The organism is Falsirhodobacter sp. alg1 (assembly GCF_000739715.2).
Lineage (GTDB): Bacteria > Pseudomonadota > Alphaproteobacteria > Rhodobacterales > Rhodobacteraceae > Falsirhodobacter.
The window spans coordinates 449,282-470,789 of the sequence record NZ_BBJC02000002.1 but is presented as its reverse complement, the minus strand read 5'-3'; the positions used below and the strand labels follow the sequence as shown (position 1 = coordinate 470,789).

Annotated in this window: 20 protein-coding genes and 1 pseudogene; 9 read left to right on the top strand and 12 right to left on the bottom strand. The window is 58.7% G+C overall.

The genetic code is table 11. The annotated features are described in order from the left end of the window. Positions 1-426: 426 nt before the first annotated feature. Together TR36_RS06430 and TR36_RS06425 are read right to left on the bottom strand one after the other, a co-directional pair. A complete protein-coding gene (locus TR36_RS06430) occupies positions 427-666 on the bottom strand; it encodes a hypothetical protein (protein ID WP_237763525.1) in 240 nt (79 codons plus the stop codon). A gap of 198 nt (positions 667-864) precedes the next feature. Next, positions 865-1,263: a RidA family protein gene (locus TR36_RS06425; protein WP_202814371.1), complete on the bottom strand. Its 399-nt coding sequence runs from the start codon at positions 1,261-1,263 to the stop codon at positions 865-867. Positions 1,264-1,388: 125 nt separating this feature from the next. Here TR36_RS06425 and TR36_RS06420 point away from each other — a divergent pair, with 125 nt between their 5' ends. Next, complete coding sequence (locus TR36_RS06420) at positions 1,389-2,300, top strand: LysR family transcriptional regulator (protein ID WP_045388990.1); 912 nt, start codon at positions 1,389-1,391, stop codon at positions 2,298-2,300. A gap of 118 nt (positions 2,301-2,418) precedes the next feature. Then, on the top strand, positions 2,419-3,093 hold the full coding sequence (locus TR36_RS06415; RefSeq protein WP_082714870.1) for an NADPH-dependent FMN reductase: 675 nt from the start codon (positions 2,419-2,421) through the stop codon (positions 3,091-3,093). Between the two features lie 4 nt (positions 3,094-3,097). Here the strand turns inward: TR36_RS06415 and TR36_RS06410 are convergent, their stop codons facing one another. Then, the gene (locus TR36_RS06410) at positions 3,098-3,808 is read right to left on the bottom strand and encodes a UTRA domain-containing protein (protein ID WP_052362526.1); all 711 of its coding nucleotides are present in this window, start codon (positions 3,806-3,808) and stop codon (positions 3,098-3,100) included. Positions 3,809-4,089: 281 nt separating this feature from the next. Here TR36_RS06410 and TR36_RS06405 point away from each other — a divergent pair, with 281 nt between their 5' ends. From TR36_RS06405 to TR36_RS06395, 3 genes are all read left to right on the top strand, one after another. Then, positions 4,090-4,740, top strand: coding sequence for a DsbA family oxidoreductase (locus tag TR36_RS06405; protein WP_045388993.1), 651 nt, complete (start codon positions 4,090-4,092; stop codon positions 4,738-4,740). A gap of 188 nt (positions 4,741-4,928) precedes the next feature. Further along, the gene (locus TR36_RS06400) at positions 4,929-5,582 is read left to right on the top strand and encodes a response regulator transcription factor (protein WP_062762734.1); all 654 of its coding nucleotides are present in this window, start codon (positions 4,929-4,931) and stop codon (positions 5,580-5,582) included. Then, entirely contained in the window at positions 5,579-6,886 is a 1,308-nt protein-coding gene (locus TR36_RS06395; protein ID WP_045388996.1) for a HAMP domain-containing sensor histidine kinase, read from the top strand. The genes TR36_RS06400 and TR36_RS06395 overlap by 4 nt, the downstream gene beginning before the upstream one ends. A 142-nt stretch (positions 6,887-7,028) precedes the next feature. On the opposite strand, the gene TR36_RS06390 is transcribed toward TR36_RS06395, so the two are convergent. Continuing rightward, positions 7,029-8,117, bottom strand: coding sequence for a hypothetical protein (locus TR36_RS06390; RefSeq protein ID WP_045388999.1), 1,089 nt, complete (start codon positions 8,115-8,117; stop codon positions 7,029-7,031). A 434-nt stretch (positions 8,118-8,551) separates the two neighbouring features. Between TR36_RS06390 and TR36_RS15730 the strand changes: the two genes are divergently transcribed. Further along, positions 8,552-8,710, top strand: a complete 159-nt coding sequence (locus tag TR36_RS15730; RefSeq protein WP_192841325.1) for a hypothetical protein — start codon at positions 8,552-8,554, stop codon at positions 8,708-8,710. Between the two features lie 293 nt (positions 8,711-9,003). Here the strand turns inward: TR36_RS15730 and TR36_RS06385 are convergent, their stop codons facing one another. Beyond that, on the bottom strand, positions 9,004-10,701 hold the full coding sequence (locus TR36_RS06385) for a glycosyltransferase family 2 protein (protein WP_062762731.1): 1,698 nt from the start codon (positions 10,699-10,701) through the stop codon (positions 9,004-9,006). 307 nt (positions 10,702-11,008) lie between these two features. On the opposite strand from TR36_RS06385, the gene TR36_RS06380 reads away from it, so the two are divergent. After that, positions 11,009-11,995 carry an autotransporter outer membrane beta-barrel domain-containing protein gene (locus tag TR36_RS06380; RefSeq protein WP_052362530.1) on the top strand — a complete coding sequence of 329 codons (987 nt, stop codon included), beginning with the start codon at positions 11,009-11,011 and terminating at the stop codon, positions 11,993-11,995. A gap of 1 nt (position 11,996) precedes the next feature. Here the strand turns inward: TR36_RS06380 and TR36_RS06375 are convergent, their stop codons facing one another. The 7 genes from TR36_RS06375 to TR36_RS06345 form a co-directional block, all read right to left on the bottom strand. Then, complete coding sequence (locus tag TR36_RS06375; RefSeq protein ID WP_153010509.1) at positions 11,997-13,121, bottom strand: hypothetical protein; 1,125 nt, start codon at positions 13,119-13,121, stop codon at positions 11,997-11,999. 71 nt (positions 13,122-13,192) lie between these two features. Further along, the gene (locus tag TR36_RS06370) at positions 13,193-13,951 is read right to left on the bottom strand and encodes an ABC transporter ATP-binding protein (RefSeq protein WP_045389006.1); all 759 of its coding nucleotides are present in this window, start codon (positions 13,949-13,951) and stop codon (positions 13,193-13,195) included. After that, positions 13,948-14,910: an iron chelate uptake ABC transporter family permease subunit gene (locus TR36_RS06365; RefSeq protein ID WP_045389009.1), complete on the bottom strand. Its 963-nt coding sequence runs from the start codon at positions 14,908-14,910 to the stop codon at positions 13,948-13,950. Before TR36_RS06365 ends, TR36_RS06370 begins: the two co-directional genes overlap by 4 nt. Then, complete coding sequence (locus TR36_RS06360; protein ID WP_237763530.1) at positions 14,897-15,853, bottom strand: ABC transporter permease; 957 nt, start codon at positions 15,851-15,853, stop codon at positions 14,897-14,899. The genes TR36_RS06365 and TR36_RS06360 overlap by 14 nt, the downstream gene beginning before the upstream one ends. Positions 15,854-15,871: 18 nt before the next feature. Continuing rightward, the gene (locus TR36_RS06355) at positions 15,872-16,792 is read right to left on the bottom strand and encodes a siderophore ABC transporter substrate-binding protein (protein ID WP_045389015.1); all 921 of its coding nucleotides are present in this window, start codon (positions 16,790-16,792) and stop codon (positions 15,872-15,874) included. A 138-nt stretch (positions 16,793-16,930) separates the two neighbouring features. After that, on the bottom strand, positions 16,931-18,166 hold the full coding sequence (locus TR36_RS06350; protein WP_045389018.1) for a sodium:proton antiporter: 1,236 nt from the start codon (positions 18,164-18,166) through the stop codon (positions 16,931-16,933). 162 nt (positions 18,167-18,328) lie between these two features. After that, positions 18,329-19,171 (bottom strand): neutral zinc metallopeptidase, encoded by an 843-nt coding sequence (locus tag TR36_RS06345; RefSeq protein ID WP_062762728.1) that lies wholly within the window; start codon positions 19,169-19,171, stop codon positions 18,329-18,331. Positions 19,172-19,379: 208 nt separating this feature from the next. Here TR36_RS06345 and TR36_RS06340 point away from each other — a divergent pair, with 208 nt between their 5' ends. Then, a complete protein-coding gene (locus TR36_RS06340; protein WP_045389024.1) occupies positions 19,380-19,928 on the top strand; it encodes a TRAP transporter small permease subunit in 549 nt (182 codons plus the stop codon). An 8-nt stretch (positions 19,929-19,936) separates the two neighbouring features. After that, positions 19,937-21,472, top strand: a pseudogene (locus TR36_RS06335) (TRAP transporter large permease subunit); the annotation flags it as partial. Positions 21,473-21,508: the final 36 nt, after the last annotated feature.

Below are 21,508 nucleotides of genomic sequence, written 5' to 3'. Positions count from 1 at the left end.
CCGTCCAAGCCAATTCTGTCTGCTGTCGGGCAATAGAAGGGCGGGGCAGGGCCAGAGCGGGGATGTGGACTGATCTCCACACAGTTCGTGCCGATTGGAGGCGATCCGGGTCAACAACAGCAGTACTGCAATGTTGGGCTATATTGGCATTATCGAAACCGATCAGCCGGTACGGAAGGGGCCTTCAATATCCTACGAAACTGTACGCAAATCGAAATGCCACATATCACCCATGGCCGCACCAACAAGAATGCCTGTACCTCTTATGGTTTCCTCGCCCCGATATTGGCAAAAACGGTGCCACAAAACAGCCGGGTATTATGATGGACAGGCTGCACGCTTTCGGACTGCGCGAATATCCATCCACCGTTGAAAATGACTCTGTGCCTTTATTCCCAGCCATCCGGTACAGGGGGCCATGCTTGATCAGACATCGGCATCCCCGTCATCCGGTGTCGTGTTCAGGTAAATTCGCCCGATCCTTTTCACCACGGGAATGTTGAAAAAGGCAGTGATACCTGCCGCGATGAGCAGTCTGTTGAAAATACTGATCGGCATGGGATCGACATCATCTGCGTACATCAGAATGATTACCGTAATCACGATAAACCAGATGGCGATTGCACGCAGGGTGCGCAGGATGAACAGCTTCGGAATTGTCGGCACCCTGTATCCGTGCAATAGGTGAATTCAAGGGATCACTATTCAGAGGCTGTGGCGATCTGCAAGCACCAAGCATTGTTCGTATGTGAGAGGCTGCATCCTGACAGCATGCCAACCGCCCGTTCGAACCACCGGTCTGCGCCTCTTTGACCGAGGGCCTGGATGTCTGGGATATTCCGCGGCAGCATCCTTACGACGGCTTCAGGCGCTCACAAGCACCTGCATCTCCATTTCGATCAGCAGGCCCGGTCCGGCCAGGGCTGCAACCCCCACACCGGTCAGGGATGGCGTGGCCCCATTGCAGAAGGTTTTGAATGCGGTGATCGTTTGGCCCAGCCGGGCCTCATCCAGATCAACCACATAGATCCGTGCGATCAGAATATCCTCGGGGTTTGCCTGTAAAGCCTCCAGGGCAGCTGCCGCCCTTGTCATCACGTCGGCAACCTGCGCGTCGAAACCCTTTTCGACCGCTTCTGCCCCTGCAACCTGTCCTGAAACGAAGGCGATGCGACCGGACCCTGCGATAGAGATCTGCGCATAGCCGATGCTGCTGCTGTCCGGCAGGGCAGGTGGGTTGAGGCGGGTGATCGTAGGGGGCACGGGCATGATCCTTCATCCGGAGTTGGGGCGACCTTTACGTGGCATGCCGCTGCATCACAGATACGGATCTATCTATCGTGCCAGAAGAGCGGTATTTTCATCGGGCTGATGAACCGGAGTCATGAATGGCACGCGACCGTCTCGATACCCTTGCGGCGCTGCGGGTCGTGGCCGAACAAGGCAGCTTTACCCGGGCAGCAGCAGAACTGGGCACGACCCAATCGGCATTGAGCCATGCAATACGGCGCCTGGAGGCGGATCTCGGACAAAGGCTTCTGGCGCGTACCACGCGCTCGGTCGCGCCGACGGCTGCGGGGGCTGCACTGCTTGCACGGCTTGGCCCCGCGCTGGATGAGATATCGGCCGCCCTGTCGCAACTTGGGGCCAGTGCCGAGAGCCCTGCTGGCACGGTTCGGCTTACCATGGGACGTGATGCGGCAGAGGTGCTGGTGCTGCCGATGCTTTCCGCCTTTCACGCCGATTATCCGGGTATCAGGGTCGAAATTGCAGCAACAGATACGCTTGACGATCTGGTTCAGGGGCGGTTCGACGGCGGTATCCGTCTGGGTGATCAGCTTGAGCAGGATATGATTGCCCGCCTGCTTACCCTTGAAACCCGTCCCGTCGTCGCGGCGGCCCCGGATTACCTGACGCGGGTAGGAGCGCCCCGGACGCCCGCTGATCTGGCGCAGCATATATGCCTTGGTTACCGCATGCAGTCCGGTCGTCGGGTAATGCCGTGGCGCTTTCACGGGGGATCGGGCAAGGAGGATCACGTCATTCCCTCCGGCCCCGTCTTCAATGATGGTGCTCTGCTACGGCAGGCGGCGGTTCTGGGGCTGGGGCTTGTATACCTCTGGCGTCATATGGTGGAGGATGATCTTCGTACGGGCCGGCTGTCGGAGGTTCTGGCAGAGCATCTTGCGCCGGTTCAGGGGTTCTTTCTCTATTATCCGTCCCGCGAGGTGTCTCCGGCGATGTCCATTTTCTCGGATGCCCTTGTGGCACATTGTCGGCGCAGGTTCCGGTCTGAATGATTGCTGCAGGGCAACCCCGGTGGCAACGTCTGACGGGGCGTTCTGCAATCCCCGCCGCCCGATCATTCTTCGGTTTGCCAATCCGCCATCAGGGCTAGATTACCGGAAAGATGATCGCATGAAACGGATACGCAAAATGCCCTTGAACCTGCTCGTCTTTCTTGGATCCACACGTGATACGACACCGCCCCGGCCAGCGCGTCTGGGGATGCGCGTTGCACAGGCCTGCACCGCGCGCTTGCTGGAGGGGGGGCATTCGGCGGTCCTGATCGACCCTCTGGATTTCGATCTGTCAGGGCCCTTCAAGCCGCATTTTTCCTACGCTCCGGGCAAGGCACCGGAGGATCTGGAGGCCTTGGCGCAAAAGATCGAGGCTGCGGATGGCTATGTCATGGTCAGCCCCGAATATAACCATTCCATGAGCCCGGCATTGTCGCATCTGCTGAACCATTTCGGCAGCTCGCTCTATTCCTACAAGCCAAGCGCGATCGTGACCTATTCCGCTGGCCAATGGGGCGGAGCCCGGGCCGCGGTCAACATGCGGACCTATCTGTCCGAACTGGGATGTCTACCCGTTTCCGCAATGATCCATATTCCTGCCGCGCAGGAGGTCTTCGATGAAAGCGGTGAATATCAGACCGGCGTCGATGGTGCCCGTTGGGACGGTTATTTTGAACGGACATTGGCGCAGCTAGCCTGGTGGGCCGAGGCGGCAGGGCATCAGCGCAGCCAGCCCGGCGATACCCGCCCCGATGCCTTCCAGCGTGATCCTTCGCAGCGGAATGCCCCCTAGGGCATCAGCAACGTGTGGTCAGGCGATAGCCCCGGCGGTGGCTCAGCCTGACAAGGGTGATCGCCGTATCCTGGCACCATGCGGCGCGCTCGATGCAGAAAACCGGCGTTCTGGTTTTGTGGCCAAGATATGTGTTTGCCAGCGCATCCGCAGGCTCGGCAGAAAAACTGACCTCCACCTCTGAATAGGGCATGGCCGAGACAAGCCATTCGTTGGGGCCGGTTTTGCTGAAATCCTGATGCTCCACCTCGGGAAGTTCGGCAATATTGATCCAGCGGTTTTCCAGCTGGAATGCCTCTCCATTCGCGAAATGCAGCGATACGACATGCAGGACCAGCGCCTCTGCCGACAGGTTCATGCGGGCACGTAACCAGCTGGGCGCGGCCACGATTTCGCGCTGCAGCAATGAATAGCGATAGGTGGCGCCGGTCTGTTCGATTTCGGTGCGGATCAGCGGCATGGCGAACCGTGCCTGACGCAGGGGAAACTCACGCACCCGCGTACCGGCCTTGCGTTTTCGTTCCAGCAATCCCTGTTCGCTCACCTCGCGCAGGGCGCGGTTCATGGTGGTACGGGAGCATCCGAATTCAAAGGCCAGATCGATTTCGCTTGGCAGCAATGTGCCGGGCCCCCAAGGCCCGTTGGTGATCCGTTGGATGATATCCTGTTTCACGTCCCTGAACGTCATGCGTTCGGACGATGAAATCTGTCCCATACAAAATTCTCCTTCGGCCTTAGGAATGGCCCAACAGAATTAAGTATAGATTTAATTCTGAAAATTCATCTTTCGTATCTTGCGCAACCTAGTATTGGGTGGATCTTTGCCAACCCCGTGCCGAAGATGTGTACCGTATCCGTTCTGCGGGGCCTGTCTGGACAACAAATGTGCTCTTTCCCCCTCCGGTTGACAATCCGGAGCGCTAAACCCATGTTTTTTGCGTAATTTGAAACGTGCCTGCGGAATATATGCAGGCCTTCGATGGTTAGGGTAACGATATGGCTGTCCAACTTCCTTTGCGGATCGATATCGTTTCCGATGTCATGTGCCCTTGGTGCGCGATCGGCTACAACCAGCTTGCACAGGCGCTGAAGGCAACCGGCATTGCGCATGAGATCCATTGGCAACCGTTCGAGCTTAATCCGGACATGCCGCCCGAGGGGCGGGACCGGTTCTCCTATCTGGAAGAAAAATATGGTTCGGATCGTGCAAAATCCGACGATACCCATGCGCGAATGACGGCCCTAGGGGCCGACCTGGGATTCACATTCAATTTCGGTGAAGAATTCCGCGTTCATAATACGTTCAACAGCCATCAGTTGCTGCACTGGGCCGGAACGCATGGCAGGCAGCATGATCTGAAGCTGGCCTTGCTTGCGGCTCATTTCACAGACCGGCGCAATCTGTCGGACACGGATGTTCTGGCTGATGTCGCAGGCGAAATCGGGCTTGACCGGACCGAGGCGCTGGCGGTTCTGGCCGATCAGCGTCATGCGAATGATGTGCGTACGGCACAGGCATTCTGGGCCAAGCAGGGCATTCAGGGTGTGCCGGCCATGATCTTTGACCGCAAGTATCTGGTGACCGGCGCCCAGGGCGTGGAAAACTATACCAGCATCCTGAAGCAGATTGTCGAAGAACCGGCCTGAGGCAGCGCCGGCCTGTCAGCCCATCCTGTTCGTATAACCGATCAGGCAGGCAGCGGGGCAATCCGCTGCCTGTTCTGCATCCGGGCGGGCAAAAAGGTCTGCCGCGTTACAGGATGATTCAGTGACATGGCAAATCTGTCGCACTGATTTTTCTCGCGCGGTGGGCGTTGCACGCTTATTGATAAGGCATGAGGATCCTGCTTGTCGAAGATACCGCCGAACTTGCGCGCTCCGTGGGGGATTACCTGCGGGGGCAGGGACATGCGGTGGATATTGCTGTAACGTTGACCGAGGCGGCCGATACCTGGGCCGTGGGGGATTACGCCTGTGTGATCCTTGATCTGGGGTTGCCGGACGGGTCCGGGCTGGAGCTGCTGCGCGCCCGCCGTAGGGCAAAGGACCGGACGCCCGTAATCATCGCAACGGCTTTTGACCAGATCACGGACCGGATTGCTGGTCTGGATGCCGGCGCGGATGATTACGTCACCAAACCCTTCGATATGGGTGAACTGGCAGCCCGCCTTCGTGCCCACACCCGCCGATCCGAGGGGCAGCCGAACGCCGATATCGAAATCGGGCCTTGGCATATCAACCGCGCTGCCGCCCGTGTGCAGCAGGACGGGGCAGAGATCCGCCTGACCTCGCGTGAATGGTCGGTGCTGGATGCCCTGCTGGCAGCGCGGGGTCGTGTGCTGTCAAAGGCTGCGCTGGAAGAGGCGCTTTATGCATTCGACGATGCGATCGAGGGGAACGCGGTGGAGGTCTATATTTCTCGCTTGCGGTCGAAGCTCGGGGCGGGCCTGATCCGGACCAAGCGCGGTCTGGGATATCTGATAGAATGAAGCGCCCGGTCAGGCTTCGCAGGTGGACGCTGCGTGGACGGCTGCTGCGCAATGTACTTCTGACGGTTGCGGGGGGCTGGATCATCACCGCTGCTGCCGGCGTCTATGCGCTGAATTACGAAATGCGCGAGATGCTGGACGACACGATGGAGATCGATGCCAGCCTCGTGCTTCATCTTCTGGAAAGCAATAATGTCGGTACGATCCGGCAGTGGGTGGATACGCACCCTGGCACTGACAAGCAAATGGTCCGCGTCTATGATGCGGATCAAGCTGTGACGGATGTTCCTTGGCCTGCGCTGGAGGAGGATGGTTTCTCGCGCTTTGAAGGGTGGCTGGTGCTGCGTCGCAGTTCCGATGTCGGGGTGGTGGAGCTGGGGCAGAGCCTTGGGTGGCGGCATGAAGAGCTTGTGGAAGCGGGCCGTGCGTTTCTATGGCTGATCCTGCCGCTCATGTTGCTGGTAACCTTGGGGGTGACGGCATCCCTGCGTGCCAGCCTGCGTGGCCTGTCGGGCTTCACAGCCGAGATATTCGCGCGGCAGCCCGATGATCTGTCACCGCTGGTCATAAAGAACCTGCCGCAGGAGTTGCGGATCATGGCGAAGGGGTTGAACCGCTATCTGGAGCGTATTCGCGACCTGCGTAAGGCCGAGCGGAGTTTCGTGGCCAATGCGGCCCATGAACTGCGCACTCCTTTGGCTGTGATCCGGACGCGATTGCAGCTGATTGCCGAAAAATCGGTGAACGCCCCCGATCCGCAGGATGTGATCGCCTCGGTCGATCAGCTTTCACGCCGGGTGGAACGTCTGCTACAGCTTTCCCGGGCAGAGGCTCGTCTGGGGCTGGCGCGGCAACAGGTCGATCTGGTGGCCTTGGTCAGGATGCTGTGCGCCGAACAGCGCATCGACAGCCGGTCGATTGTGTTCGACGATGCCGATATCGAAACCAGTGTCGTCACCAGCGATCCCGATGCGCTGGCAATCATCCTGCGGAACCTGCTGGACAACGCGGTGGAGCATGGCTGCGGGCGCATTCACCTGAGGCTGGGAGAGGGGCCATCGCTGACGATTGCGAATACGGTCCGGCCCGATGCGGCCATCAGTCTGGACCGTTTCGCCAAATCCAGAAATTCGTCGGGGACGGGGCTTGGGCTGAATATCGTTTCTGCCCTATGCGCGGATTTGAAGATCTCGCTGAACTTCAGGCAAAAGGACGGGCTGATCGAGGCGGTTCTGGTTTTTGCCGGACCCCGCAATATGGGGGCTGAGGGTGATATCACCCGTAATACGCCCGCACATTCCTGACGGGATGATCGCCCGGATCGTGGCGGGTGGATAGGCAAAGCTGGCAGGTACGGTCCCGTTCAACGTGCCGACTGGCCTGCCGTAATAAAGCCATGCCCCGCGCGAAAATTCGCCGGGGCATGATTGCAATTTACAGGGTCGGTCAATTCGGCAAAAGGCTGTCCGGCCAATTTGCGTACAGATTATGACCACGTTTCTTGGCCTGGAATTCCCGCTTCATCGTGTTCACGACGCTGAAGCGTTTCTGCTCCTCGGGCGTTCTTTCCTTGATCGCCTTCAGCTTGTGAAACTCGGCCATGACCTCACCTTTGGTGATCGATTTTCCGACCATATCCTCACGCAATGTCTGGACACTGTCGTAGCAGGTGAATTCCGCGATCAGATCCTTGGCAATGGCACCATACCGCAGGCTGTTGAGCGCGCCATGATTGTGGTAGTGCGCGATCACCGGATCAGCGGCGTTCAACCCGTCGATGATCGTCTGGTATTGACGGTTTTTGTAATCGGGCAGCGTGGGTTTCGTTGCGCTATGGGTCAGCGACAGGTTCCACTTCTTTTCGAGCAGATTGGTTTTAAGACCGGCCCGTGCCATCGCGATGGGAAGAGAGATCTGGTCCAGCCAGGGGCGACGTCCGATCACGGCAGGGTTGTTGTCAATCTCCTTGGCTGTGCGCAGCCACAGCTCCGAGAAATCCTCGCCTGAGGGTGTGCGGTTTTCATAAGCCACGACGCCCGCGTTGAAATAGGGCGGGGAAAGAGCGTTGGATTTCGCAAGATTGATCCGCTCTTCCGGAACTTCCATTCCGAATGTGGCATAGGCCGAGGGCCACATGTCCGGCGCCTTGCCCCAGGTATACCGTCCCTCGGGGGCAGCCGAGAGGCAGCCGGATGCGATCACCTCATCCGGCCGGAAGGGCTGGGTGATGATGATATCTGTATCAAGGAAAATAGTGGCGTCGGTATCCCGCGGAGTTGCCGCGGCCAGCAGCTTGTTGCCCTGCTTGTAAGCCGGTGAGAACTGCCCCTTCGTTTCCATGAACTGGATGGGGGCATTGTAGTGGTTGAAGAACTCAACGACCTGCGGAGGCAGAAGCTCTTTCTTTTCCGCAGGGCAATACGGCACGATATCAATATCGGGCATATGCTTGCGGAGAGAGGACAGAAGAAGAAGCCCGTCCACAACCAGGCCGGGGGGATCCACGACGAAAATAATCGAAGTTTTGTCAGACATTCTATTCCCGATCCAAGATATCGCCCCCCCATTAATGACGGGGATGAAATCTCGGATCAACCACAAACCTAAGTAAGGTTAATTTAACAAAAATTTTCGCAAATATGTAATGCCGACTGCCGCATGTATCATAAATGATCATATTTTGGGCATATTTGAAATTAATCAGAATAATACATCTGGTAACATACTGATTTTGTAGGATATTAGGATTGATTGAATACTATCTTTTGTATAGGTACGTTTTAGTATCGGGTGGAAAACTATACTAAAGTATAGGTTCTAGAAGTAAGTATACAGCTTGTATTCATAGGGCGGAGATTAGAATCGCGGTGCCATAGTTAATAAATGGTTACTTGAGCTCGCGACCCGCTGATTGCCTGTGTTGCCAGTAGGGCAGATAACGGATTGGATTGGGGGAATAATCGGAGAATGTGACTGCCTACATTCCCGATGCCCGCATGGATGACGCCGGTTCCGGCAAGCAGAAATCGGCTGTTCGTGATGCGGTTGATTATGGATGGCATGAAATCCCGGATTTCGCCTGCAGATACGGCCCGTTCCTCGGGTCATATGCATCACGCATCGTATGAAATTTGAGTAAAAATACGTGCTGCGCCCGTGGCCCCAACGCTCGCGCCGGTCTTGAAAAATATCACGCGGGAGTATTGCGGTGGAGTAATCCGATCACTGCACCATCTGGGTAACAGGCTTGCTCTTTGGCGCGCAGGATGGCCCGTGTTTCCGGTCACCGTTCCGGATAGAACACTGTGCTTGCGTGTCGCGTCGCGTGGGTTGTCATCCGATCCGTGGACGAGAATACCCGCCCATGTGCCCTTCAGGGCGCTTCAGGCCGCTATTGCATGCGGCCCGCGCCATCCGGTTTCTAAACGTTCTGCCCCAGCAAAACGGGCGCACCGAGTGATTCACGCAGCAGCGCTGCCAGTGCCGCCTCGGCATCACCCTTGCCGGCCAATTCGTCCAGCTTGCTCTCCACCTCTGCCGGATCATCAAGGTTCAGGATGATCGTATAGGGGCGGTCCGCCACAAAGGCCGCAAGCCGCGCAAAGGGGTCAGAGATGGTTTTGGCCTTGATCATCTCTTCGATATCGTCGCCGGTCTCATCGCCCTTGACCGTTTTTCCTAGAGGACGAAATTTTCCATTTTTTTNGCTAAGATATTCAGGTCGCATGTTCACTACGAAGGTACCGTAGCCCTCCATAACTGTGTCCCTGTTCCGTGTAAGTATAACAGTGATTTCCTTGTCTAAGGGCCATTCGTCTTGGCACTCTGAAACGATAAGGTTCTCAAAGTATCGGCAACCTATCTGGTATCGTCTTTTTCCCTTCACGGCACGTTTTAGGCCATTCAGAAGATTGTTTACAGGACGGCGATCAAAATCTCTCCGCTGCCAAAACATAGCAGCATGATTTCGACAACTTGCAGCCAACCGCTTTTCAAAATCTTGGGCATTTCGCAAACCAATCGTGCCAATGCTCAGTAATACGGAATGTGGCATTGGCCCTTCAAAGACGAAAGCTGGTGGTTTCTTGGGCGACAGAGTGGAGACCAGTTCACGCGATTTGACGATCTCCTCGTCGGTGATTTTCCCCTCGGTGCTGCGCATGAGGATATTGCGAAGCTGGACGGCGGTATCATTTTCCAGAATGGTTGCCAGCCGCTGGATGCTTTTCTCCACCGCAGTCTGATGCAATGCGGCCAGCGCGGGGTCCTTCTGGTATTTCTGCAGCTGCTTCTTGAACTTCGGCGCCAGTTTGGAAACGAGCAGGTCGGATGTTTCATTCTTGTCCGCCGTGCTCCAGTAATCGATCCCGTGGCGGCTGGAATTCATCAGCCCGTCGCCGCGAAAGATCTTCAACATGTATTCATCAAGACTTTTGATCATGAAATGCGCGACTTCGGCATTCTGACGGGAGATGACGTTCTTTCCGCCATTCCATGTCAGGGTATCGGCATTCAGCCTGTTGCCGTCAGGATCGATCCACTTGAAGTCCTTGCCGCTGATGCTTTTGCCATTCTTCATGATCTGCTTGGGAAAGTGGATCGCGATGCGCAGGTCGGGATGCTGCCTGAACAGGGTCTTCACCCCGGATTTCGGGTTCTGCGAGGCATCCATGGACAGGGTGAAGCGGTCCACTACGGATCTATCCTCGAAGGTGAACAGCTTGGACGATCCGAACATGCGCCATGGAATGACCATCAGGTCGGCGTCATGCGCCTCCATCGATTTGATCAGGGCCTTGATGTCATGCGGTTCGGACTTCAACGCCAGAAATTCGTCCGCATCCAGAACCATCACGTAATCGGCGGTCTGCACTTCGGGCAGGGAGTTCGCCTTCTTCAGCGCCAGCGAATGGGGCTTGGCCCCCACAGGAACCTCGTTCAACTGATAGGTGATCTCGCCCAGATCGTGCAGATGCTGCAGCATTTCATGGGTGCCGTCAGTGCAGTCATTGGCCAGAACAACGACGCGGTCGAACCCCAGGGACCGATGATACGCCACCCATTCCAGAATGTACGGCGCTTCGTTTTTCATCGAAGTAACCACGGTGGCGATCGTCATATAGCGTCCCTCATTCGTTCTGCGGCCCCGGTGCGAATATCGCAGCGTTTGTGTGCAGACCTTTCGTATCACAAGAAGAGGGTGCGGCCCCAAAGGTCAAGAAGTTTAGGGGGTATTCCCCTGTGATTGCAGGGAATCCGTGCAATGGCGGCGTAAGGCAGGGCAGCGGCGTGCCTTTCCACGCGCAAGGTTGTTGCCAGCCTGCCACGGCGCGCGGCGATCAGGCTCCGTTCCCAGCCTGTGCTTGACGGCCCAGCCATTCCGCATTGAACATCACATCATCATATTTCCGTGAAAAGGCATGTCTATGGCGATCAGAACGACCGGTGGTCCGGCAGCATCTCCGACGGCGCTGGGCTTGTCTGCTGCCCTGTTTCTGTGGTCTGCCGAACGTGCCGGGGCCGTGGATCTCGAGAATATCCTGAGCTATTCGCTGGAGGGGCAGGCCTCCGGGGTCATGTCGATGCTGGGACTGGCGGCGGTGCCGGATTCCACTTCCAGCGGGTTGCAGTTCCGCAGTGATCTTTCCGAGGATTCCCGCTCAAGATTCGATTCCTGGCAAACAAGCGGCGGATTCACCCTGAGCAAAAGCGTGCCGATCTATCTTGAGGGGTCTATCGGATACAATCGCTACAACCCCGACCTGTTGGTAACGGACGGGGTGGAGAATGCGCGTCTGCGCCCCAAATGGACCGGCATTGCCGCAACCGGCGGGATAGGCTGGGATTTCGCGCTGTCGGATGCCTGGACATTCCGGCCAATCCTGAATTTTACGCTGGGGCAGGTGTTTACCGACACGCAATATGTGGCGCGCTTCATTTCCAACGCCCTTGGAAATGACGAGACGGCTTTTATCCGGGACGGTGGCCTGACGGTTGGCGGCTATGGCGGATCATTGGCGCTGGTTTACAACCGGCAATGGGACAGTGGGGTCGAGGCGGATGCGATGCTGCGCTATACCGACATCTATCTGCAGCCGATCGGCGGCGACAAGGAGGTTGTGGGCGATGCCTCGGCGCGCACATTGGCACTCTGGTCCCGTATGCGGACGCCCAATTCCTGGCGGGCCTTCGGCAGCCCCATGCGCACGGTCTATGAATTCTCGGCCTCTTATCTGGGGGGCGATCAGGGGCAGATCCTGAATACGGACTGGCTGGCGCAACTTGGCCTGGGGCTGGAGGTGAATACCACCAAGACGCATATCCCCTGGGTCGATGAAGGCCGCATCGTCTTCCGCTATACCGTGGGTGAGAATCTGGTCGGCTGGGGAATAGGATTGGCTGTCAGCTTCTGATTTACAGCAGGATGATTCCCTTCAGCACCTTCAACACGTCCTTGAGAGGCACCTGCGTGGCGGCAAAGAAGCCGAAGGGCACGGCCATGGCCACCACCACCGGCACCACTGCCGCGCGGTTGATCAGAACCATCCCCATCTTGCTGGCAGCGTCGTACAGCTTTGCGGGATCGACGGTGGGCTCCTCTGTAACGGCATCCATATCGGCGGCCATGTTGCGGCCCAGCACCGAACGTTCGGCCTGACGGCGCTGATGGGTGGCCTGCGCCGAACAGGCCAGCATCGTCCGCTCTTTCAGCTGCCCCAAGGGTGTCCCGAAGGCGAGAACGGGCAGGGCGAAGATCACGATGCTGATGACAGCCATCCCCTGCACCGCCACAAGATAGGTGTGCATCCCGATCTGCCCGCCATGCAGCGGCAGGATCAACGCTGCCGAGATCCCGGCGCTCAACGCCAGCACGAAGGGCCAATGCGCGCTGGCATAATCCGATACGACCGCCAGACCCGCCTTGCCATCCGGGTGATCGACCACAAGCCGCAACGGCAGGCGCGACAGCACGAACAGCAGTTTCGACCAGACGATATGCAGCCAAAGCGAGCGGAACAGCAGAAAGTTCAAAAGGGGCAGGCTGACCAGATTGGCCCAGCGCCCTGCCGCAGTGATACGCATTTCCTCGGCTGTCTGCACGACGGCCCAGTTCGGGCTGCCATGTGCCAGATGGTACCGGGCGATGGACCATGCCGCCAGATAGGCCAGAAACAGGCAGATCCCGTTTGCCAGCAGGGAATTGCGCTGCGAAACGGCATCATTCCGCGCCGCAATGAAGCGGGGCATCTCGTTTGCCGCGATCAGGGGCGCCCGGAGGAAATAGGTCAGGATGCGGCGCATCGTTTGCAGCACGATCTGCCCGCAGGCCAGCAGGGCAATGATGCCGATCACATATTTGCACCAGACCGCCGGATCATGCAGATAGGTCCGTGCGGTCCCGGACAGCAGCGTCAGCAGCAATGGCCCGCCCCAGGCGACGGCGATACAGGCCAGTGTCAAGATCAGGGCAGGCGGCCCTTTGCGATCGGGCAGGGATGTTGCGGTGTCGGTTTCCTGCATCGTCATTTCCGTCTGCATGGCCATCCCTCCGCCGCCGGTCGATCCGTTGCGGACAGCTTAGAAAGGGGCGGGAGGTTTGTCGCCAGAAATCATTCGTAGAACAGGCTTATCCGCTTGCCGTCGATTTCCTGCACCCGGATGTCCATGTCATAGATCGAGGAAAGAACCCCGGCCTGCATGATGTCGACACAGGGGCCGGAATGCACGACACGGCCTGCCCGCATGGCCACGATATGGTCGGAATACCATGAGGCGAAATTGATGTCATGCAGCACCAGCACCACGGTCTTTCCCAGTTCATCGGCGGCGCGCCGGATCAACTGCATCATTCCGCGGGCGTGCTTCATATCAAGGTTGTTCAGTGGTTCATCCAGCAGCAGGTAATCGGTGTCCTGGCAAAGCACCATCGCGATATGGGCACGCTGGCGTTGGCCGCCCGACAGTTCGTCCAGAAACCGTTCGGCCAGATCCTCCAGATGCAGGAAACCGATGGCCTCGGCCACCTTTGCCTGATCAGCCGCCGTCAGTCGGCCACGTGAATAGGGGTACCGGCCGAAACTGACCAGATCGCGTACCGTCAGGCGTGATGCGATATGGTTGTCCTGCCGCAGGATCGACAGGCGTTGCGCCAGAACCTCGCTTCTGGTGGTGTCGATGTTCAATCCGTCAATCGTGACGGTTCCTGCATCCTTGTCGATCAGACGCGCCACTAGGGACAGAAGTGTGGATTTCCCCGCGCCGTTGGGGCCGATGATCGACGTCACGCCCCGCTCTGCGATGGTCAGGCTGACGTCATCCACCGAAGGGTGCGACCCATAGGTCTTGTGCAGATTCCGAAGCACGATCATCGTGCTGCCCCCCTTACCAGCAATAGGATGAAGATGATGCCGCCCAGGAATTCGATGATGATCGACAGGGCGGTGTCGAAGGCAAAGACACGTTCAAGGATCGTCTGCCCGCCCACGAGGCAGATGATTCCCAGTAGAACCGAGGCAGGCAGGATATGGCGGTGACGCCCGTCGCCGCACAGCACATGTGCAAGGCTGACCACCAGCAAGCCGAAGAACGTGATCGGACCGACCAGCGCAGTGGAAACCGACACCAGCACGGCGATGATCCCCAGGATCGTTACCATCCGCCGTTTGTAAGGCACGCCGAGGCTGGTGGCCGTTTCTCGCCCCAGCATCAGCACGTCAAAGCTGTGGGCAATCCGCAGGGCAAGAATGCTCGCCACCGCCACGATGGCAAAGGAAACGCCCAGAAGCGTGGGGTCGATCCGGCTGAAGCTGGCAAAGAATGTGTCCTGCAGGCTCTGGAACTCCACCGGGTCCATCATCCGCTGCATGAACAGCGACAGGTTGCGAAACAGCACCCCGAAGACGATGCCCACCAGCACCATCAGATGCAGGCTGCGCTGCCCCCGCAGAAAAAGCCATTTGAACAGCAGCGCGGCAAAGCCGGTCATCACCAGCACCTCGGCCCCGAACTGCAATTGCACCGAAGTTTGCGCCAGCACCCCGAACCCGAAGAAAAAGGCGATTGTGGTCCGGATCAGGACGAACAGCGCATCGAACCCCATGATGGAGGGGGTGAGGATACGGTTGCCCGTGACCGTCTGGAACAGCACCGTGGATACCGCCACGGAATAGGCCACAAGGCATAGGCCCAGCACCTTGCGCCCGCGGTATTCCAGCACGAATCCCCAGTTTCCCTTGACCCCCAGCGTCATGAACGCAGCAATGGACAGGATGGCGAGCGTGGCAAGAACCGCTATCGCAAGACGGGCGCGGCGGTCAGGCTGGGGCATGATGTCGTTTACGCAAAAGAAGATACAGGAACGCGATGCTGCCAATCAGGCCAAGCATCGTCGAGATCGGAATTTCATAGGGTGCGCGCAGGGTACGGCCAAGGATATCGCAGGCTAGCACCAGCCCGGCGCCCGAAATTGCAACCCAAGGCACCGCCCGGCGCAGGTTGTCCCCGATCATCATCGTGACGATATTCGGCACTATTAGCCCGAGGAACGGGATGGTGCCGATCGTCACAAGCACGACGGCACTGACAAGCGAGACGATGACCAGCCCCAACCAGACTGTCGTGCGGTAGTTCAGCCCCAGGTTCGTGGTAAAATCCCGCCCCATCGCGGCCAGCGTCAGCCGGTCCGCCGCAAGATAGGCCGCGATGGCCAGAATGCCCGCAATCCACAGCAGTTCGTATCTGCCGCGCAGCACACCGGAAAAATCCCCCATGGACCATGCGCCAAGCGATGCCATCAGTCCGTAGCGATAGGCGATGAAGGTGCTGACCGCCCCGATCACGCCGCCCAGCATGATCCCGACCAGAGGCACCAGCAGCACATCGCGCAGGGGCACCATCCGCAGAATGCGCAGGAACAGAGCTGTCCCAGCGAGGGCAAAAAGGGCGGCCACCAGCATCTTGGCCATTACGGGCCAACCCGGCGCCAGCAACGTGACCGTCAGCAGCCCGAGAGCTGCGGATTCCATTGTGCCGGCGGTAGAAGGTTCGACGAAGCGGTTCCGCACGATCATCTGCATCACAAGGCCGGCCACTGCCGTGGCCGACCCTGCAAGAACCAGTGCTGAGGTGCGTGGAATACGGCTGGCCATGATCACCTGAAGCTGCTGCGCGCTGAAATCCCCGCGCAGCATATCCAGTGGCGATATGTCGGTCACCCCGACGAACAGGCTGACCAATACCAGAACGGCTGTTATCCCAAGTCCGATCGCCAGCCGTATCACATGCGTTCCTTAACCTTTGGAAACCGCGTCATATACCTGATCCAGCAGGTCGCTGATGGCCTGATAGCCGTTCATGACGATATAGGCTTCTTGCGGGTTCAGATAGACGATGTTGCCGTTCTTCCATGCAGTGGTCTGATGAACCAGCTCGTTGTCCAGCAGCGTTTCGGCAGGGGATGCCCCTTCGCTGCCGATTGCGGCATCACGGTCCACGACGAACATCCAGTCGGGGTTCGCCTCGAGGATGAGTTCGTAGCTGGCGGCATCGCCACGGTCCGAACGGTCATCCACATCATCCATGACGGCGGGGAAGCCGATTTCGTTGTGCAGCCAGCCTGTGCGCGAATCCGGGCCGTAAACACCCAGTTTTCCGCCGCTGGCAACCAGTGTCAGCGCGCGGCCCTGGCCCTCGGCAGCCTCGCGCAGGCGGGCAACCTTGCCATCGAGCTCGGCAACCATTTCGGCGGCGCGATCTTCCTTGCCGAATACGGCCCCCAGCTCGGTGATGTTGGCCTTCACGCTCTCGATGAAATCACCGTTGTCGATGGAAAGATCGACCGTCGGCAGGATCTCGTTAAGCTGGGGCTGCACCTTGCGGGACCGCGCACCCACGATCATCAGGTCTGCATCCGCCGCAGCGATCATTTCAACATCGGGTTCGACCAACGAGCCGATCTTCAGGTAATCGTCGCCCTCGTATTTCTTCAGGTAGGTCGGTGCGTTGCTGCCGGGAACACCGCTGACCTGAACGCCCATCGCATCCAGCGTGTCAACGGCCGCCCAATCCATGACCAGCACCTTCTGCGGCGTGGCGGTCAGCGTAACCTCTCCCTGACGGTGGGGGATACGGATATCCTGGGCAACGGCCGAGACGGCCATGACCGAAGCAAAGCAAACCCCGGTCAGCAGATTTTTGACGACATTGCGCATTTCAACCCCTTGGTGTGACATGTGCCACGCCCTTGTGTGCATGGCTGTATGAAGGTGAAACAGCATATCCGAGTATTATTGTAAACATATGGGGCGGGGATATCGCCGCCCCGAGACGTATGGTCGCAGGCTGCGGCATCAGCGCAAAATCCACAGGATCAGCCGCCGCAATGTCAGCCCCTGTACGATCAGCGTGAACAGCACCACGGCATAGGTCGCGGCAAGGATGGGCGATTTCTCGGACACTTCGGGGATCGACATTGCCAGCGCCACGGAAATGCCGCCACGCAGTCCGGCCCATGTCAGGACCGGAACCGTCCCCCGGGCAAAAGACTGGAACCGCTGGATGATCGCCACCGGCAGCCCGATGGCGCAGACACGCGCCAGCAGGGCCAGCGGAATGGCCATCGCCCCCAGCAGCGCATATTCCGGCGCATAGCGCAGGATAAGCACCTCCAGCCCGATCATGAGGAACAGCAGCGAATTGAGGATCTGGTCCACTAGTGTCCAGAAACCGAACAGATATTGCTGTGTCTGGTCGCTCAATGCGTCATGCGGGCCGCGCGTGCCGATCAGGATCCCCGCAATCACCACGGCGATCGGCCCGCTCAATCCCAGATGGCTGGCTACGGCATAGGTGCCTGTCACCAGTGCCAGCGAAATCATCACTTCGATCGGATAATCATCGATCGCCCGCATCGCACGATAGGCGATATACCCTGTTATGCCGCCCAGAATCGCGCCGCCGATCGCCTCGACCACAAACATCTCGGCCACCTCGAGGGGTTCGATCCCGCCTCCGACGGCCGCTGTCAGCAATACGCTGAACAGAACCACCCCGACGCCATCGTTGAACAGGGTTTCACCTGTCATGATGCTTTCCAGATCGCGCGGGATCTTCACCTCTTTCAATGTGGCCAGAACGGCCACCGGATCGGTCGGGCTGATCAGCGCCCCGAACACAAGGGCCCATGCCAGCGAGACGTCCATGCCCACCAGCCTGGTGGCGCCCCAGAAACCGACCCCTACAATCAGCGTTGAAAGAATGACCCCGACGGTGGCCATTGTTCCGATGGACCATGCATGCCCCCGCAGGCCGCTGGGGTCCACATGAAGCGCGCCGGCAAACAGAAGGAACGCCAGCATTCCGTTCAGGACCGTATCCTGAAAGTGCAACTGGCGCACGACATCCGAGATATCGTCGAAGTTCAGCACCTCTGGAAAGGCCACCTCCACCCCGATCAGCAGAAATGACGCCCCAAGCGTCATGACCAGCAACCCGATGGTATGCGGAAGCCAGCCCAGCCGGTGGTTGATCCAGGAAAAGACCGCCGTCAACGCAAGCAGGATGGCCATCAGATCGAAAAGAGACATATCCGTGGGCCTTTATGTTCGTGGTATCTTCAGGGGCTGATATGGGGCTTTTTTGACGCTTGGGCAGGGTATTCCCATCAATTCAGCATGATAACGGCGCTGAGTAGTGCAAATGTCCATCGCGCACTGGCAGATCAGGCCCGATCTGCCAGTGCGCACAGCTCAGAGCCGGTCAGTCCCGAAGGTGTCGCACGAATTGATCTGCCCGCTGTCATATCCCGTCTGGAACCAGCGAGAGCGTTGCTCGGATGTGCCGTGGGTAAAGGTATGGGGGGAGGGGACGCGCCCTGCATTGCGCTGCAACGTATCATCACCGATCTGGCGTGCGGCATTCACGGCCTCTTCCAGATCGCCGGGTTCGATAGAGCCGAACTGCGCCTCGGCATGTCTGGCCCAGATCCCCGACAGGCAATCGGCCTGCAGTTCGATCCGTACCGAAATCGCATTGGAATCCGCGGTGCTGCTTTGGCCGCGCACCTCGTTCGCACGGGACAGGATGCCGAGTTCATCCTGAACGTGATGGCCGATCTCATGCGCCACGACATAGGCCGAGGCGAAATCGCCCCTCGCGCCCAGTTCCTGCTCCATCGTCACGAAAAAGGCCGTGTCGAGATAGACCTTCTGGTCACCGGGGCAGTAGAAGGGGCCTGTCGCCCCGCTTGCGCCACCGCAGGGGGATTGCGTGACACCCTTGTAAAGCACCAGCGTGGCGGGGGCGTAGGTCGCGCCCAGTTGTTCCTGAAATACGGTCGTCCAGACATCTTCGGTATCGGCAAGGGTGACGGATACGAATTCGGCCGCTTCCTGATCGGCGGCTGTCACCTCACCGCCGCCCTGTTGGCTTTGCTGGCCGTCCAGCAGGGGCGTCAGATCGACGCCAAGGAAATATCCGACCACGACGATTGCCAGAATGCCGACACTTCCCCCGCCGACCGCAATCCCGCGACCCCCACTGGAGCGCCGATCCTCGATGTTCCGACTGGTCCGTCTTCCGCGCCACTGCATCCTGTCTCATCCCGCCTGTGCTGTAAACTTTATCGGGTTTGCCAAATTTTGTTGCCCGATCACGGATTAATTAGGCTAATAACGCCCATGGGCGAGGGGCCAAAATAGTTCCAAAGGCCGATTTATAGGATATTGCGCAAAATATGGCGATTTTATAAATTAGTTTCTGAGGTTTGGCGCATTCGCGCCTGAGGGGGAGGGGAAACGTATGTCCTTGTGGTTAGCGCTATCACGCGTGATCGACAGGCTGAATACGGTGATCGGCAAGGCGGCATCATGGCTGCTGCTGGTGGCCATTTTCATCAGTGCGATCAATGCGGTTATGCGGAAAGTATTCTCCATCAGTTCGAATGCGTGGCTTGAATCGCAGTGGTACCTGTTTTCGGCTGCATTCCTGCTGGCTGCGGCCTATACGTTGCAGCGAAGCGAGCATGTCCGCGTGGATCTGATGTACGGGGCGCTGTCCCGGCGTAAACAGCTGATCATCGACATTTTCGGCACGATCTTTTTCCTGATGCCCTTCTGCTTGATCACCATCTGGCTTTCATGGCCGGTCGTCATGGCAAAATTCGCGTCAGGAGAGGTGTCGAACAATACCGGTGGTCTGATCCAGTGGCCGGTCTGGGCGATGATCCCGCTGGGGTTCGCGCTTCTGGCGCTTCAGGGCATTTCCGAACTCATCAAGCGTATCGCCATCCTGCGCGGCGATATTCCCGACCCCGTGCTTGAGGCTGATGCCGAAGCCGCGAAGATCTGAGGGCGCATATGACCGCTTTTATCGCTGAAAATCTTGCGCCCATCATGTTCGCCTCGCTTATCGGGGTGCTTCTGCTGGGCTATCCGGTTGCATTCGCACTGGCCTTCGTGGGCTTCATCTTCGGTCTGGTCGGGATCGAGCTGGGAATGCTGCCCATCAACCTGTTCCAGGCCATCCCCGACCGGTTTTTCGGGCAGATGTCCAACGAGACGCTGCTGGCTATTCCCTTCTTTACGTTCATGGGGCTGATCCTGCAGCGAAGCGGCATGGCCGAGGCGCTGCTGGACACGATCGGGCAACTGTTCGGACCCATACGGGGCGGCATCGCCTATGCCGTGATCTTTGTGGGGGCGATCCTTGCGGCCACCACGGGTGTCGTTGCGGCTTCCGTTATCTCGATGGGGCTGATCTCGCTGCCGATCATGCTGCGCTACGGGTATGATCGCCGGATCGCGTCGGGGGCAATTGCGGCCTCCGGCACGCTGGCACAGATCCTGCCGCCCAGCCTCGTGCTCATCATCCTTGCGGACCAGCTGGGCCGCTCGGTGGGGGACATGTACCGTGGGGCGATGGTGCCGGCCCTGATGCTGGTGGCCGCCTATACGCTGTTCATCATGGTCGTCTCCATCATCTGGCCGCAGAAAGTGCCAGCCCTGCCGCTGGAGGCGCGCACGCTGCGCGGCTGGAAGCTGGTCCTGCGGGTCATCACGTCGCTGGTCCCGCCGCTGGTCCTGATCTTTCTGGTGTTGGGCACGATCTTTTTCGGTATCGCCACACCGACCGAGGGCGGGGCAATGGGTGCCGTGGGCGCGCTTATCCTGGCTGCCGTCAACCGCAAGCTGGATTACGAGCTGATCCGTGAATCGTTGTATTCCACGGTACGCCTGTCTGCCTTCGTCATGTTCATCCTGCTTGGTGCGCGGGTCTTCTCGCTGACATTCTACGGGGTGAACGGCCATCTGTGGGTCGAACATCTGCTGACGTCGGTACCGGGGGGCGTGATCGGGTTTCTGATCATCGCGAACCTGCTGGTGTTCTTCCTTGCGTTCTTTCTGGATTACTTCGAGCTGGCGTTCATCATCATTCCGCTGCTGGCCCCTGTGGCCGACGCCCTCGGGATCGATCTGATCTGGTTCGGCGTGATGCTGGCGATCAACATGCAGACCAGCTTCATGCATCCGCCCTTCGGCTTCTCGCTGTTCTTCCTGCGGTCTGTCGCACCGACGCGGCCCTATCGCGACAGGCTGACGAATGAAACGATCCAGCCGGTCACCTCGGGGCAGATCTACATGGGGGCAATTCCGTTCCTGTTCATCCAGCTGGCCATGGTCGCCATCGTGATCGCATTCCCGGGGGTGGTAACCCACTATAAATCCGGCGCTGTCACGGTGGATCCGTCGACCATCCAGTTGAATGTGCCGATGCCGGGTGCAGGAGGGGCATCGCCCTTCGGTGCGCCCGCCGCCCCGACCTTCGGCCAACCATCCGCAGCACCCAGCTTCGGTGGCCCGACAATCCCCGCCGCGCCCAGCTTTGGCGCACCATAAGTCCAATCGTTTTGTGGAGGAGACGACCATGAC

Coding starts and splice junctions, on each gene's coding strand:
- TR36_RS06380 (WP_052362530.1), top strand. CDS start 11,009: ATGGCGATCAGAACGACCGGTGGTCCGGCAGCATCTCCGACGGCGCTG.
- TR36_RS06395 (WP_045388996.1), top strand. CDS start 5,579: ATGAAGCGCCCGGTCAGGCTTCGCAGGTGGACGCTGCGTGGACGGCTG.
- TR36_RS06340 (WP_045389024.1), top strand. CDS start 19,380: ATGTCCTTGTGGTTAGCGCTATCACGCGTGATCGACAGGCTGAATACG.
- TR36_RS06415 (WP_082714870.1), top strand. CDS start 2,419: ATGAAACGGATACGCAAAATGCCCTTGAACCTGCTCGTCTTTCTTGGA.
- TR36_RS06345 (WP_062762728.1), bottom strand. CDS start 19,171: ATGCAGTGGCGCGGAAGACGGACCAGTCGGAACATCGAGGATCGGCGC.
- TR36_RS06365 (WP_045389009.1), bottom strand. CDS start 14,910: ATGCCCCAGCCTGACCGCCGCGCCCGTCTTGCGATAGCGGTTCTTGCC.
- TR36_RS06390 (WP_045388999.1), bottom strand. CDS start 8,117: ATGTCTGACAAAACTTCGATTATTTTCGTCGTGGATCCCCCCGGCCTG.
- TR36_RS06370 (WP_045389006.1), bottom strand. CDS start 13,951: ATGATCGTGCTTCGGAATCTGCACAAGACCTATGGGTCGCACCCTTCG.
- TR36_RS06400 (WP_062762734.1), top strand. CDS start 4,929: ATGAGGATCCTGCTTGTCGAAGATACCGCCGAACTTGCGCGCTCCGTG.
- TR36_RS06405 (WP_045388993.1), top strand. CDS start 4,090: ATGGCTGTCCAACTTCCTTTGCGGATCGATATCGTTTCCGATGTCATG.
- TR36_RS06375 (WP_153010509.1), bottom strand. CDS start 13,121: ATGCAGACGGAAATGACGATGCAGGAAACCGACACCGCAACATCCCTG.
- TR36_RS06410 (WP_052362526.1), bottom strand. CDS start 3,808: ATGGGACAGATTTCATCGTCCGAACGCATGACGTTCAGGGACGTGAAA.
- TR36_RS06355 (WP_045389015.1), bottom strand. CDS start 16,792: ATGCGCAATGTCGTCAAAAATCTGCTGACCGGGGTTTGCTTTGCTTCG.
- TR36_RS06420 (WP_045388990.1), top strand. CDS start 1,389: ATGGCACGCGACCGTCTCGATACCCTTGCGGCGCTGCGGGTCGTGGCC.
- TR36_RS06350 (WP_045389018.1), bottom strand. CDS start 18,166: ATGTCTCTTTTCGATCTGATGGCCATCCTGCTTGCGTTGACGGCGGTC.